This window comes from Advenella sp. EE-W14, assembly GCF_012923605.1.
GTDB classification, from domain to species: domain Bacteria; phylum Pseudomonadota; class Gammaproteobacteria; order Burkholderiales; family Burkholderiaceae_B; genus Advenella; species Advenella alkanexedens.
This window is the reverse complement of record NZ_JAAVNG010000007.1, coordinates 43,468-57,896: the sequence shown is the minus strand read 5'-3', so window position 1 is coordinate 57,896 and position 14,429 is coordinate 43,468. Positions and strand designations below refer to the sequence as shown.

The window sequence follows — 14,429 nt, the reverse complement described above, 5'->3', positions numbered from 1 at the left end:
ACATGGCAAAACACAATCAAGCCCCCATTCCGTCACCCCCATCCTCAGGCGTCCTGCCTTCCCGCAAGGATGACGCTACTGGCCTGCTATCGTGGATGCCCGGACTGTACACACTGCTTAACTATCGCAGGCAATGGCTCAGGCATGACCTGGCGGCCGGTCTCGTACTGACCACGGTTCTGATCCCCATTGGCATTGGCTATTCAGTGGCTGCCGGATTGCCCGGCATTTATGGCCTATATGCCACGATTATTCCCCTGCTGGTTTACGCCATTTTCGGGCCCAGCCGCTTAATGGTCATCGGCCCGGACTCCGCCCTGGCAGGCATCATTTTTGCCATTATTGTACCTATGGCTGCAGGAAATCCCGAACGGCTGATTACACTGGCCAGTACCTTGGCCATTTTTTCAGGACTGATCATCATCCTGGTCAGCCTTCTGAAACTCGGGTTTATTACCGAACTGATTTCCAAGCCAATTCGTTATGGCTACATGAACGGGATCGCACTGACCGTCCTGGTTGGCCAGACACCCGCTTTAATAGGCATTTCAACAGACGCAAGCGATATTTTTGCCAAACTGCAAGCGATTTGGCTGTCGCTGCTCAAAACCGAGACCAACAAGCTCTCACTGCTCATCGGTCTTGCTTCACTGATTTTACTGCTGATTATCAAACGCTTCAGGCGTTTTCCAGGCCCCTTGGTGGTCCTGACCCTGGCAACCATCGTGGTGGCGTACTTCGAGCTTGACCGGCATGGCGTGACAATCCTGGGCAATTTGCCTGGAGGATTGCCCTCATTCACGATTCCCGTGATCAGCTATGATGACCTGATACCCCTGCTTTTGGGGGCTGGGGCAATTGCCCTGTTATCCAGCTCCCAGACCAGTATTTTGTCCCGCACCTATGCCGCCAAATACAATCGTTACATCAACCCCAACAAGGAGTTCTTCGGGCTTGGAATTGCCAATTTGTTCACCGGTTTTTTTCAAGGCTTCCCCATCAGCAGCAGCGCCTCGCGCACGCCTGTCTCTGAAGCCGCAGGCTCAAAAACCCAATTGGCCTGCATAACCGGTGCCATCATCGTAGGCTCACTTCTGCTCTGGGCACCTGATCTGCTGTATTTTCTGCCTGCTCCAACCCTGGCCGCTGTTGTGATCACGTCAATAATCAGTATTTTCGAGTTTAAAGATCTCAAGCGCATTTACCGCATTCAACCATGGGAGTTCTGGCTCTCTATGGTTTGCTTTGCCGGTGTTGCGGTATTCGGCGTTTTACCGGGTATCGGCATAGCTGTCGCCATCGCCATCCTGGAATACTTATGGAACGGCTGGCGGCCGCATTACGCCATTCTTGGCCGGGTTGACCATCTCAAGGGTTATCACGACATCAGCCGCCACCCGACAGCCCGCCTCATCCCCGGCCTGGTCCTGTTCCGCTGGGATGCGCCACTGTTTTTTGCCAATGCCGAGCTTTTTCATCACTGCGTCCTGGATACCATTGCCAAGTCCCCACACCCGGTTCAACGCGTTGTCATTACCTCAGAACCGGTTACCAGTGTTGATATCACCTCTGCCGACATGCTGGTTGAACTGGACGAGCAGCTCAAGGCGGCCGGCATTGAACTGTGCTTTGCTGAAATGAAAGACCCGGTCAGGGACAAGTTGCGCAAATTCGGCCTGTCGGCACGTTTTGGCAATGAGCGTTTTTTCCCGACGATCGGCCAGGCCGTCAATGGCTATTTAAACGCCTACATTGTTGAATGGATAGACTGGGAAGATAAAGTCTGATAACCACTGGAAATATTTTATGTGCATTGCCTATTTATCTATCAGAAAGCATCCCGAATGGCCCTTGTTCATTGCAGCCAACCGGGACGAATTTCACCAGCGCAAGGCATTGGCAGCCGCTCGATGGCACAGCAATCCGGCCATTATTGCCGGAATCGACAGCGAAGCGGGCGGAACCTGGCTGGGCATCAATACCAACGGCCGTTTTGCCCTGCTGACCAATTACCGCGATGTCAACACTATCGTCCCCGGGGCACCAAGCCGTGGTCATCTGGTAAGTGAATTTCTGCAAACCAATACGCCATCCGTGGAATATGCAAGCAACATTTTGAGCCGGGCAGCACAATACAATGCTTTCAACCTGGTCGTGGGCAACCCACAGAAAAGCATGTATATCAGCAATCGCAGCCACCAGATCGAACCGGCCGAACTGCAGCCGGGCAGTCATGTCCTGTCCAACCATTTAATGGACACACCATGGCCCAAGGCCGAACGGCTGCGCAAGGCGCTGGACAGCATTGAGCTTGATTTTCTACCCGACCAATTACCCGAAATTTTTGATATTTTGCGTGACAATACCCGCGCTGCCGACAACGATTTACCCAATACCGGGTTATCGCTGGAGCGCGAACGACTGCTCAGCAGCCCGTTTATTGTCAGCCCCGACTATGGCACCCGCTGTTCAACCATTATTGCCGTACATAAAAGTGGCCAGGCCCTGTTTAGCGAAATGACTTACAACCCCATGGGTGAAGCCGTCAGCCAGAATAAATTTGATTTTTTCATTCAAACCTAAGGCAACAGCGCTGCAACCAGGCCAATCATGCTTTCTTTTCCAGTCGTAAGGTACGTTCTAGCAGTACTTCATAAATAGGACGCCCCCCCAGGGCATCGGCCACGATATTGGCCATGATGGCTGTCAGTAAAACCGGAATCACCAGTACATAAGAGCCGGTAAGCTCAGCCACCAACACCATACCCACCAGTGGTGCACGTACGGTACCGGCAAATAAACCCGCCATACCGGCTGCGGCAAATGCCACGATTGTGCCAGGCGGCAAGGGCATGAGCAGACTCAACAATTCGGCTAAAAACACACTGCTTGCCGTGGCCAAGGCCAGAATTGGCGCAAAAATACCTGCGGGAGCCCCGGTAGAATAACTGGCGGCCGTACCAAAAAACCGTACCAGAATGACCAATCCCAATAAACCAATCGGCATCGGATTATTGACAATAGCAACCGCCAGGGACTCGCCACCGCCAGTCGCTTCAGGAAAAATCACCAGCATGGGCCCAATGACAAGACCCAGTAAAGCCGGGATTAAATAAGGAGAAAAACGCAAACCAATATGCAAGGACAGATCAAGAGCTGCCAAAACCATACGGTTAAACACCACTCCCATCGCCCCAAATACCACCCCCAACACAACAAACACGGGTAAAAAGGACAGGGGCATGGCCGTTGATGACAAAGCCATAAACGGTGTCGAGCCTGAAATTGCCACAGTGGCAATCGCGCTCACACCGCACGCAATAATGGCGGCGCTATAAGTTCGCCCGCTATGGGGGAAGACATTACGTGCCTCTTCCAGAATAAACAGAACGGATGCCATAGGGGCATTAAAGGCCGCTGTCAAACCGGCAGCCCCACCGGCTCCCCAAAGCGCGCGCGTATCCCTCTGACCAAATGAAAACCACGATCCAAGCGCTTTGGCAATGGAGGCACCCATATGAATGGTTGGGCCTTCACGACCGCCAATCAAACCCGCTCCCAAAGCCAGCGTACCGCCAATGAATTTTACCGGTAACACACGTTGCCACCGTATATTGCGCAGACCTGCCATGGCACCTTCAATTTCCTGCACACCCGAGCCGCTGGCCTCGGGTGCCACAAAACGCACCAACGCCACCGCCAGGCAAAACATGGCAGCCGAAAACAAGGACAGGAAAAGATAAAGCCCTATCCCTTCCAACCCCAAGAATTCAGGCAAATGGCGGGACCAGGCCAGCGAATGATCAATGACCTGATGAAAAAAAGACCCCAGCACACCGGTTAGCAAGCCAACCACCGCAGCAATAAAATAATACAGCCACGCTTTGTTATGGCCATTATCATCATTATCGTTTGACTCTGCTATTGATGTGGGACGATTATTCATACATTAAACCAACTCAACTTATTGAAATTTTAATTAAACAGCCTTTTCGAATAGCACAATCATACCCGACTTGATTATTGAATTGATATCTAAATAAAGCTTTCATTTTCAAAAGCGACTTTCAGATAACTGACAAACAGCCGGATAATATTGGGCACATGCGGGCTATAGGGGCGAAGGGCGAAAATGCTTTCCCCAAAGACACTGACCGGTTTCCATGGTGACAGGACCGGGACCAAGGTGCCTTTTTTCAGTTCTGCTGCTACCGAAAAATCAGGAATGGCAGCGATCCCCTGATGTGCCAAAAGCAGTTCCCGCAGCGTTTCACTATTATTGGCAGAAAAAGAACCATTAACCGGTACACTAACTCTTTCCCCAACACCTTTCCTGCGCTCAAAATGCCAGGTAGGCCGGGAGCCCGAGCGCAAATAAGTCAGACAGTTATGCTTCTTCAAATCTGACGGATGTGATGGCATGCCATGATTCTGTATATATTCGGGACTTGCCAGAAGCAGGGTTTGGGTTTGACACAAAACCCATGCCACATAAGTTTCGGGAACAGCCGAAGTATGCCTGATGGCTAGATCAAACCCCTCTTGCGCAAGCGTGCTGATATGATCGGACAGCTCGATTTCGATCTTGATTTCAGGGTAAATCCGCATGAAATCAGCCAAACGCGGCACGATCTGCTGACGGGCCAGTGCAACCGGTGCAGTTACCCTGATGACCCCCTTTGGCTGTTCGGCCAATTCCTGGATTTTTTCACAACCGGTTTCTATCTCGGCAAAAGCAGGACGCGTTAAGGCCACCATGGCCTGCCCGGCCTCGGTTAAACGCACGCTACGGGTAGTACGCTGCACCAACATGATGCCCAGCGCTTTTTCAAGCTCCTGGATGCGCTGGCTCATGGCCGCCTTGCTAACGCCCAACCGCTGTGCCGCTGCCGTATAACTGCCCGTATCATCAAGAATGCCAAGCCAGTAAATGTGTGACCAAAGGGGTTCTATTTTTCGGATATCCATTTAGGGATTGTCCAATATTATGAACAATAAATCCAGTTTTCAAGTATTGATCATCACAAGGCTGCTCTCTATACTGCTTTAAAACATCATTTCAAAACAGGAGAACAGCATTATGAATCCAGTCCCGGCTTATGCCTGCAGTGAGGATATTGTCAATTATATTAATGGCGCAAGAACCACACCTTCCCAAACAGAAAAACAGCCAGTCTACAACCCCGCCACGGGTGAAATCACCCGTCATGTGATGCTATCAGGCGCACAGGAAATCAACGATGCTGTAGCAGCCGCCAAAGCCGCAGCCAAAAGCTGGGCCAATACCCCACCCATCCGCCGGGCTCGCATTATCAACAAATTCCTGGGGCTGATGCAGGCGCATACCGATACTCTGGCCGCCATCATTACCGCCGAGCATGGCAAAGTCTTTACCGATGCCCAGGGCGAAGTGGCCAGAGGCATTGATATTATCGAATTTGCCTGCGGCATTCCCCAATTACTCAAGGGCGATTACACCGATCAGGTATCCACCGACATTGACAACTGGACCATGCGTCAGCCTTTGGGCGTGGTCGCCGGCATTACGCCCTTCAATTTCCCGGTCATGGTTCCCTGCTGGATGTTTCCGATTGCCATCGCTGCAGGCAATACTTTTATTCTCAAACCCAGTGAGCGGGACCCCAGTGCTTCCCTGTTCATGGCCGACCTGTTGAAGCAGGCCGGGCTGCCTGATGGTGTTTTCAACGTGGTGCAAGGAGGCAAACCGGCTGTTGATGCCTTGCTGGAACACCCGGATGTCTCTGCCATCAGTTTTGTTGGTTCTACCCCAATTGCCCACTATATCAGTGAACGCGCTGCCCATTTCGGAAAACGGGTGCAGGCCCTGGGCGGTGCCAAAAACCATCTGATTGTCATGCCCGATGCCAATCTGGAGCTTGCCGTTGACGCTCTGGTAGGTGCCGGTTACGGCTCTGCCGGTGAACGCTGCATGGCCATTTCCGTGGCCTTGCTGGTGGGCGATGTGGGAGATAAACTGATTCCAATGCTGGCAGAACGCACCCGCAACCTGAAAATCATGGACGGCATGAACCTGGAAGCCGAAATGGGCCCCATCGTTACACGCCAGTCACTGGAAAAAATCGAATCCTATATTGAGTCAGGCGTCCAGGAAGGGGCCAGCCTGGTTGTTGATGGCCGCGGTTATACTGTACCAGGACACGAAAACGGCTTTTTCACCGGTGGCACCCTGTTTGACCACGTCACACCCGAGATGCGTATTTACAAAGAGGAAATATTTGGTCCTGTCCTGTCCTGCGTCAGGGTTGCCGATCTGGGTGAGGCGATTGAACTGATCAACAACCATGAATTTGGCAATGGCGTATCGTGCTTTACCAGTGATGGCCATACCGCACGCGAATTTGCCCGCCGCATTCTGGTTGGCATGGTGGGCATTAACGTTCCCATTCCGGTCCCCATGGCCTGGCACGGATTTGGCGGCTGGAAAAGAAGCCTCTTTGGCGATACGCATGCCTACGGCGAAGAAGGCGTACGTTTTTACACCCGCCAAAAATCCATCATGCAGCGCTGGCCTGAAAGCATGAGCAAAGGTGCAGAATTTGCCATGCCAACAGCCAAATAAAAAAGACACAAAAAAGACCCTTGCGCATCATGCAACAAGGGTCTTTTATAAAGCCTGGACAACAACGCCAGCCTTACAAGCGCACGTTAGCGAACGGCATACAAATAAAGCTCTACGCGACGGTTCATGGCACGTCCGCTTGCCGTGCTGTTGCTGGCTATAGGGTCATTGGGACCACGGCCTTCTGCAGTCATATGACTGGCGGGAACCCCTTGGGAAACCAGGTAGTTGACCACACTTGAGGCACGGTTAACAGACAGGGTCTGGTTAAAGGCGGCCGAACCGGTACTGTCGGTATGACCCACGGCTTTCAGACGCAACGAAGGATCTTCAACCATGGATGTGCCCAGTGCATTCAGGACAGGATAAATGGCTGGTTTAAGCGTGGCCTGGCTGATATCGAAAGTGGCACCCTCGGGAATATTGACTTTCAGGCTGCCATCAGGCATTTGGGTAGTTGAAACACCCAATTGCTTGCCACCGGCCTGGTCAACCTTGCCAACAATACGATCCCAGTTATAACCAACAATCGCACCAGTGACCGCACCAATACCAGCACCGATACCGGCCGCTTTAGAACTGTCACCAATCAACGCACCCAGGCCTGCCCCCACTACCGCACCGATACCGCCACCGGCAGCGGTATTACCACCTTGTGTTGCGCAACCGGCCAAAATGGACCCGGCGACCAGAACACCGGCAAGACGAGTTAAACGATAATTCATGTACTTCTCCTATTAGAATCTGTGTTCTTGATAATGAACCACGGCAAGTATGGTCAAAATAATATATGGTTAAACAAACCATATATTAAATGAAGATGCTTTCCGCTGGAATACTAACATACTACGTCAGACACAAGTACTAGCAAGATCTCCTTTTTTGTGGCCAGAAAACCCAAATCATCAGCTATGCCATTGGTTTAAAATGTTTTTTTATATCATTAAGGATTGATATTTCTTATATTTTAATAACAATCCGCAATGTTTTGTAGAAAATTCAATCGTGTAGTCAATCGGGTCTTACCAATAACATCACCAGCTTATAGTCAAGGTGAGTGGCCAAGCGGAAAGTGATCTGCTCAAACTCCAGATATCCCTTTTCCGGATGCATGAATTCGCGTATTCCCCCTTCACGCTCCACGACCGCCTGTCTTGACCACCAATGCTGGAACAGTTCACTGGAAGCCAGCAACTCTTCAATAATCTGGCTGATATCCTGCTCATCAAGATGAGCCCCAATGTCGGCCCTGAACTCGGCCACCGAGCGGCGTGCCCGCTGCTCCCAATTGACCACCACTTTGGGCGCCTCGGGATTTTGAAAAATGAACCTGAGCAAATTGGGCGCTTGCTGGCGACTGGGCCAATGATTGAAAACCGTGTCCAGTGCCTGATTGAAAAACAGGATATTCCAGCAACGATCAAGGATATAGGCCGGTCCGGTGCAGTTATTGACACAGGCCTGCAAGGAAGAGGGAAGACTCCCATACTGGGACTTGCCATGATCCGGATCGGTCATTTCCGCCAACTCGAACAGGTACGCCCGTTCCGCCTTGTTCATATGCAGGACATCGGCCAAACGGGACCATACCGTACTGGAAACGGACACATCGCGGCCCTGTTCGATCCAGGTATACCAGGTGACGCTAATGTCACATAACTGCGCCACCTCTTCACGACGCAAGCCCGGGGTCCGGCGACGCTGGCCGTGGCTGAGCCCGGCCATTTGGGGGGTTACCCTGGATCGGGCATTGCGCACAAATTCGCCCAACACCTGTTTATGTGCCGATCCCCCTGACTTGATACCCATGGCCCGACTTACCCAAGACTGCTCATTAAAGCCTTGCGAACTTCCTCTTCATCAAGCCCGCTACGCTGAACATAGTCCTGCAACTGGTCCTCTCCGATATTACCGACGTTAAAGTAGGAAGACTGCGGATGGCTCAAATAGAAGCCGGAAACACTGGAGGCGGGGTACATGGCCAGGCTTTCGGTAAGCTGCATGCCAATTTCCTCGGGTTGCAGAACATCAAACATGGCCCGTTTGACGGTATGCTCGGGGCAAGCCGGATAGCCCGGTGCCGGGCGAATCCCTTGGTATTTTTCAGCAATCACCGCCTCATTATCAAGCACCTCATCGGGTACATAACCCCACAAATCCTTGCGTACCCGTGCATGCAGGCATTCGGCCAGGCCCTCTGCCAGGCGATCTCCCAGTGCCTTGAGCATAATGCTGGAATAATCATCCATTTCCTGCTCGAAGCGCTTTTCATGGGCTTCGATACCCAGACCGCCGGTAACGGCGAAAAAGCCGATGTAGTCTTTGACGCCACTTTCTTTAGGGGCAATGTAGTCGGCCAGACATTTATTATCCACCCCTTCGCGTTTGGCGGTTTGCTGGCGCAGGTTACGCCAGGTAAACAGGACTTCGCTGCGGGACTCGTCTTTATAAACTTCAATATCTTCGTGATTGACCGTATTGGCCGGATAAAAAGCCACCACGCCGCTGGCCGTCAACCAGCGGCCTTCAATGACTTTTTTCAGCATGGCTTTGCCATCTTCATACAGTTTTCTGGCCTGTTCACCCACCACCTTGTCTTCCAGAATGGCCGGGAACTGACCAAACAATCCCCAGGTCTGGAAAAACGGTGTCCAGTCTATGAATTTTTCTATTTCACTTAAATCATACTGCTTGAACGTACGACGACCAATGAATTTGGGTTTGGGCGGCGTATAGTTGGCCCAGTCAATCTGAGGCTTGGCCTTGCGGGCTTCCTCCAGAGGAATAATCGGCGTGGACTTGCGATTGGCATGCCGCTCACGCACTTTTTCGTACTCCTCGGCCGTTTCACGAATAAAAGCCTCGGCCTGATCGGAAACCAGCTGTGTGGCGACACCAACCGCCCGGCTGGCATCGGCCGTGTAAACAACCGGACCATCATAATGGGGCGCGATCTTGACAGCGGTATGTACCCGGCTGGTGGTGGCACCGCCAATCATGAGGGGAATATTATTCTCGCGAAAATACGGGTCACGCTGCATTTCAGAGGCCACATAAGCCATTTCTTCAAGGCTGGGGGTAATCAAGCCTGACAGGCCAATGATGTCTGCCTTTTCTTCCTTGGCTTTGGCCAAAATCTCGGCACAAGGCACCATCACGCCCATGTTCACGACTTCAAAGTTATTGCACTGCATGACCACGGCCACAATGTTTTTGCCGATATCGTGCACATCGCCTTTTACCGTTGCAATCACCATTTTCCCTTTGGCACGCACATCACCGCCTTGGGCTTCAATCTGCCGCTTTTCTTCTTCAATGTAAGGCACCAAATGAGCCACGGCCTGCTTCATGACCCGGGCCGACTTGACCACCTGGGGCAGAAACATCTTGCCGGCACCAAACAGGTCGCCCACAATATTCATTCCATCCATTAGCGGGCCTTCAATCACCTCGATGGGACGGCCGCCACGCGCGGCAATTTGCTGGCGGATTTCTTCGGTATCTTCAATAATAAACGAAGTAATGCCATGCACCAGGGAATGGGCAAGGCGTTTTTCAACCTCCTGCTCACGCCATGTCAAGTCTTCCTGTTTTTTGGCCCCGCCTTCACCTTTAACGGTTTCAGCAAACTCGACCAACCTTTCAGTCGGCGTGCGCTCATCGGCCGGATCGGTTTTGCCCAAAGGCGGGTCACGGTCAAGGATCACGTCTTCAACCAGATCCTTGATTTTAGGGTCAAGGTCGGCATAAACACCCAGCATGCCGGCATTCACAATCCCCATGGTCAGCCCTTCATTAATGGCGTAATAAAGGAAGACGGTATGAATGGCTTCACGCATGGCTTCATTGCCACGGAACGAAAAACTCACGTTGGAAATACCGCCCGACGTCCGGGCATGCGGCAGGTTCTCATGAATCCACTTGACGGACTCAATAAAATCGACACCATAGTGATTATGCTCATCCAGTCCGGTGGCAACAGCAAAAACATTGGGGTCAAAAATAATGTCTTCAGGCGGGAAATCCACTTCCTCAGTCAGCAAACGATAAGCTTTGCCACAAATCTCCTTGCGCCGTTGCAGGGTATCGGCCTGACCCTGCTCGTCAAAAGCCATCACCACAACAGCTGCACCGTATTTACGGCACAGGCGTGCATGTTCCAGGAACGCTTGCTCGCCTTCTTTCATGGAGATTGAGTTCACCACCGGCTTGCCCTGCACACATTTCAGGCCTTCTTCAATCACTTCCCATTTGGAGCTGTCAATCATGATGGGCACCCGGGCAATATCCGGTTCTGAAGCAATCAGATTCAGGAAGCGGCGCATATTGGCTTTGGAATCCAACATGGCTTCATCCATATTGATGTCAATAATTTGCGCCCCGTTTTCCACCTGCTGACGGGCCACCGAGAGCGCCTCATCGAATTTTTCTTCACGGATCAGGCGCAAAAATGCCTTGCTGCCTGTCACGTTGGTACGCTCGCCAACGTTCACGAACAGGGATTCGTCATCAATATTCAGGGCCTCAAGGCCGGACAGGCGGGTTTTTACCGGCACCTCTGGTACCTCACGGGCCGGCAGGTTCTTGACGCTTTGCACAATGGCTTGGATATGCCCGGGCGTAGTGCCGCAACAACCACCCACCATATTCACAAAACCGGCCTGGGCAAACTCTGCCAGCAAAGAAGATGTGTCTTCAGGGGTTTCATCAAAACCCGTGTCACTCATGGGATTGGGCAGGCCGGCATTGGGATACACACAGGTATAGGTATCACAGATTTTTGACAGCTCGGCCACATAAGGGCGCATGAGGGCTGCCCCCAGCGCACAGTTCAAACCGATGGTAACGGGACGGGCATGGCGGATGGAGTTCCAGAACGCTTCGACGGTTTGCCCCGAAAGAATACGCCCGGAAGCATCGGTGACGGTACCGGAAATCATGACGGGCAGGCGCACACCACGCGCTTCAAAGACGCTTTCCACCGCAAAAATGGCCGCCTTGGCATTCAGGGTGTCGAAAATGGTTTCAATCAGGACAATATCAATATCACCGTCAAGCAGGCCGTTCAATTGCTCGGTGTAGGCCTTGGCCAACTCTTCGAAAGTAATATTGCGTGCCCCTGGATCATTCACATCAGGGGAAATGGAGGCCGTTTTGGGCTGCGGGCCCAGGGCACCGGCCACAAAACGGGGATGTTCGGCCGTGCTGAATTCATCACAGGCCTGGCGCGCCAGTTTGGCCGATTCCAGGTTCAGTTCGTAGGCCAGACCGGCCAGATCATAATCCCCTTGGGCAACCGCTGTGGCGCCAAAGGTATTGGTTTCAATCACATCAGCGCCGGCGGCCAGATATTGGCGATGAATATCCACGATAAGATCGGGGCGCACCAATGACAACAGCTCGTTATTGCCCTTCACATCCTTGCCATGCTCTGCAAAACGTTCACCGCGAAAATCGGATTCGGTCAGTTTGAATTGCTGGATCATGGTCCCCATTGCGCCATCTAGGACAAGAATGCGGCCGGAACCCAGCTGGCGTACAAATTCGGCACCCTTTGTATAGGCGGAAAGCGGATAAGGAAGTTTAGGATAAGACACGTTGAACCTGAAAATTAAATTGTCGTGGTCACTAGTGTACTAAATATTATGGCTGTGTTACAGTATTGCCCTTATTGCAAGGTGCTTTCAGCTCGTTCGAACTGTGAAAGTTAAATGGGAAACAGAAAACAGCCGGTCCTTTTCCACACCGTCCTGTTCAGTCTGTGCTGCCCCCGCAACGGTAAGCTGCCCGGTATTCAACTGCCAGCAACAAGCCCGACACCAGCCAAACAATAAACATTCCCTAATTCCTATGTGCGGGGTCGCACATATTGTGAAGGCCATTTATATGTATTTTACGTTCCACCCTCGTGCGCTGGCACTGGCTGCCTGTTTCGCACCTTCGTTGCTTTTTGCCCAAACTCCCTCCACCCCTGCTCCCAATGTCACCACCCTGGATACCATTGTTGCCACGCCTGCCCGCATGGCACAGCCGCTGGATAAGGTCATGGGTGACGTGAGCGTTATTTCCGGTGTCAGCCTGAAAAATGCCGGGGCAGAATCCCTGCCCACCATTTTGGCTCGCCAGCCTGGCATCCAGCTATATAGCCAGGGCGGCCCGCAAACCATCTCAGGAATATTTGTGCGTGGGGCCAGTCCGGCACAATCCCTGGTGCTGGTCAATGGCATGCGCATTAGCGATACCAACAGTGGCAGCACCAACTGGGCAGCCGTAGACCCTTCGACGATTGAACGCATCGAAATTATCCGCGGCCCGGCCAGCAGCCTGTATGGTTCCAGCGCCATGGGGGGTGTGATTAACATTATTACCAAGTCCGACGGGCAAGACCGCCCGTTCAGCGCCTTTGGCAATTTCGGGGTTGGCTCGGACAGCACTTTCAAGACCGGCTTTGGTTTTTCAGGGGCACACAACAACTGGAACTACAGCCTGGCTGCCAGCTATGCCTCCAGCGATGGCTTTAATGCCACCAACCCTGATGCCGGCCCCTATGTTTACAACGCGGACGATGATGGCTACATCCAAACCAGCCTGAGCGGTTCCCTGGGTTATGAATGGAACCCGGGACAGCGGTTCGACCTGACCTTCCTGAATGGTTACAACCATGGTGATTTTGATTCCGGTGAATACTACCAAAATACCTATGACATTACCCGCCAGCAGGCCTATACCCTTGGCAGCACCAATCAAATAACCGACAATTGGGAAAGCATCCTGGCTTTTGGCTACAGTAAAAGCAACCATGACTTACAAACCTCCAATGACGCTTCCGGCCGCACGGAAATAGGTACCATCCAGCGTCAGTACAGCTGGCAAAACAACCTTACGCTAGATCAGAACAACACACTGTCCCTGGTGCTGGAACACCTTGACGAACGCGCAACCGGTTCTTCCCTGTTAAGCCGCCAGCACCGTGACACTAATGCAGCGGCCCTGATCTACCGGAGTGATTTTAACCGTCACCACGTACAGGCCAGTGTCCGCCATGACAATATATCCGGCATTGGCAGTAAAACCACCGGCAGTCTGGCTTATGACTACGATTTAAGCGACTCGCTCAAATTGGGTATGGCGGCCAGCACCGGTTTTCGGGCCCCCACCTTTACCGACCTGTATTATCCATTAAGCTGGGGTTATCAGGGCAACCCCAATCTGAAACCGGAAAAATCCAAAAACATCGAAGCCAGCCTGCGCTATCAGGCAGAAGACACCCAATTAAGCCTGGTGGTGTTCCAGAACAAATTCAGGGACTTGATCAATCCTTATGTGTGCGATGCCCTGTTCAACTGCACTGCTGAAAATACCGACAAAGCCACCATTCGCGGCCTGTCGCTGGAGGCCTCCCACCAGTTTGGCAATACCCTGTTCAGTGCCGGTGCCGACTTCCTGAACCCCAAGGACGACACCAACGGCAAAACCCTGGTCCGCCGGGCCAAACAGGTTTATCGTCTCTCGGTCAGCCATAAACTGGACAATGCCGAACTGGGTGCCAGCTATCAATTTGTTGGCAAGCGCTATGATGACAAGGACAACACCGCCGCCAGAAAACTGGGCAGTTACGGCCTGCTTAACCTGCATGCAAGCTATCAGTTCAACAAAAACCTGCAGGGCCAGGTCTACTGGAATAATGTGACAGACAAAAAATACAATACCGCCTACGGCTACAATAGCCAAGGCTCGAATGTATTTCTAAACCTTGCCTGGCGCATGTAACAGGCCTTCCGTGGTTGTTATGGCTTTTACCAAACCAGTAAGCTGTCTGCAACCAGGA

The 14,429-nt window shown here is 52.2% G+C and carries 9 protein-coding genes and 1 riboswitch; of the genes, 4 read left to right on the top strand and 5 right to left on the bottom strand.

Going from position 1 to position 14,429, the window contains the following annotated elements; all coding sequences use genetic code 11:
• The first annotated feature begins 95 nt into the window (after positions 1 to 95).
• Positions 96 to 1,787, top strand: a complete 1,692-nt coding sequence (locus HCX92_RS04370; RefSeq protein ID WP_248290002.1) for a SulP family inorganic anion transporter — start codon at positions 96 to 98, stop codon at positions 1,785 to 1,787.
• A 19-nt stretch (positions 1,788 to 1,806) separates the two neighbouring features.
• Positions 1,807 to 2,583: an NRDE family protein gene (locus HCX92_RS04365; RefSeq protein ID WP_169293714.1), complete on the top strand. Its 777-nt coding sequence runs from the start codon at positions 1,807 to 1,809 to the stop codon at positions 2,581 to 2,583.
• A 25-nt stretch (positions 2,584 to 2,608) separates the two neighbouring features.
• Here HCX92_RS04365 and clcA read toward each other — a convergent pair whose 3' ends face one another.
• Together clcA and HCX92_RS04355 are read right to left on the bottom strand one after the other, a co-directional pair.
• A complete protein-coding gene (gene clcA, locus HCX92_RS04360; RefSeq protein ID WP_169293713.1) occupies positions 2,609 to 3,946 on the bottom strand; it encodes a H(+)/Cl(-) exchange transporter ClcA in 1,338 nt (445 codons plus the stop codon).
• 89 nt (positions 3,947 to 4,035) lie between these two features.
• Positions 4,036 to 4,968, bottom strand: a complete 933-nt coding sequence (locus HCX92_RS04355; RefSeq protein ID WP_169293712.1) for a LysR family transcriptional regulator — start codon at positions 4,966 to 4,968, stop codon at positions 4,036 to 4,038.
• 112 nt (positions 4,969 to 5,080) lie between these two features.
• Here HCX92_RS04355 and HCX92_RS04350 point away from each other — a divergent pair, with 112 nt between their 5' ends.
• Complete coding sequence (locus HCX92_RS04350; RefSeq protein ID WP_169293710.1) at positions 5,081 to 6,601, top strand: CoA-acylating methylmalonate-semialdehyde dehydrogenase; 1,521 nt, start codon at positions 5,081 to 5,083, stop codon at positions 6,599 to 6,601.
• Between the two features lie 86 nt (positions 6,602 to 6,687).
• Here HCX92_RS04350 and HCX92_RS04345 read toward each other — a convergent pair whose 3' ends face one another.
• The 3 genes from HCX92_RS04345 to metH form a co-directional block, all read right to left on the bottom strand.
• A complete protein-coding gene (locus HCX92_RS04345; protein ID WP_169293709.1) occupies positions 6,688 to 7,326 on the bottom strand; it encodes an OmpA family protein in 639 nt (212 codons plus the stop codon).
• Between the two features lie 286 nt (positions 7,327 to 7,612).
• Positions 7,613 to 8,410 (bottom strand): helix-turn-helix transcriptional regulator, encoded by a 798-nt coding sequence (locus HCX92_RS04340; protein ID WP_169293708.1) that lies wholly within the window; start codon positions 8,408 to 8,410, stop codon positions 7,613 to 7,615.
• Positions 8,411 to 8,418: 8 nt separating this feature from the next.
• Positions 8,419 to 12,198, bottom strand: coding sequence for a methionine synthase (gene metH, locus HCX92_RS04335; protein WP_169293707.1), 3,780 nt, complete (start codon positions 12,196 to 12,198; stop codon positions 8,419 to 8,421).
• Positions 12,199 to 12,269: 71 nt separating this feature from the next.
• A riboswitch (cobalamin riboswitch) is annotated at positions 12,270 to 12,444 on the top strand.
• A gap of 43 nt (positions 12,445 to 12,487) precedes the next feature.
• Between metH and HCX92_RS04330 the strand changes: the two genes are divergently transcribed.
• Entirely contained in the window at positions 12,488 to 14,371 is a 1,884-nt protein-coding gene (locus tag HCX92_RS04330) for a TonB-dependent receptor domain-containing protein (protein ID WP_169293706.1), read from the top strand.
• Positions 14,372 to 14,429 lie beyond the last annotated feature (58 nt).

Coding starts and splice junctions, on each gene's coding strand:
- HCX92_RS04370 (WP_248290002.1), top strand. CDS start 96: ATGCCCGGACTGTACACACTGCTTAACTATCGCAGGCAATGGCTCAGG.
- HCX92_RS04365 (WP_169293714.1), top strand. CDS start 1,807: ATGTGCATTGCCTATTTATCTATCAGAAAGCATCCCGAATGGCCCTTG.
- clcA (WP_169293713.1), bottom strand. CDS start 3,946: ATGAATAATCGTCCCACATCAATAGCAGAGTCAAACGATAATGATGAT.
- HCX92_RS04355 (WP_169293712.1), bottom strand. CDS start 4,968: ATGGATATCCGAAAAATAGAACCCCTTTGGTCACACATTTACTGGCTT.
- HCX92_RS04350 (WP_169293710.1), top strand. CDS start 5,081: ATGAATCCAGTCCCGGCTTATGCCTGCAGTGAGGATATTGTCAATTAT.
- HCX92_RS04345 (WP_169293709.1), bottom strand. CDS start 7,326: ATGAATTATCGTTTAACTCGTCTTGCCGGTGTTCTGGTCGCCGGGTCC.
- HCX92_RS04340 (WP_169293708.1), bottom strand. CDS start 8,410: ATGGGTATCAAGTCAGGGGGATCGGCACATAAACAGGTGTTGGGCGAA.
- HCX92_RS04330 (WP_169293706.1), top strand. CDS start 12,488: ATGTATTTTACGTTCCACCCTCGTGCGCTGGCACTGGCTGCCTGTTTC.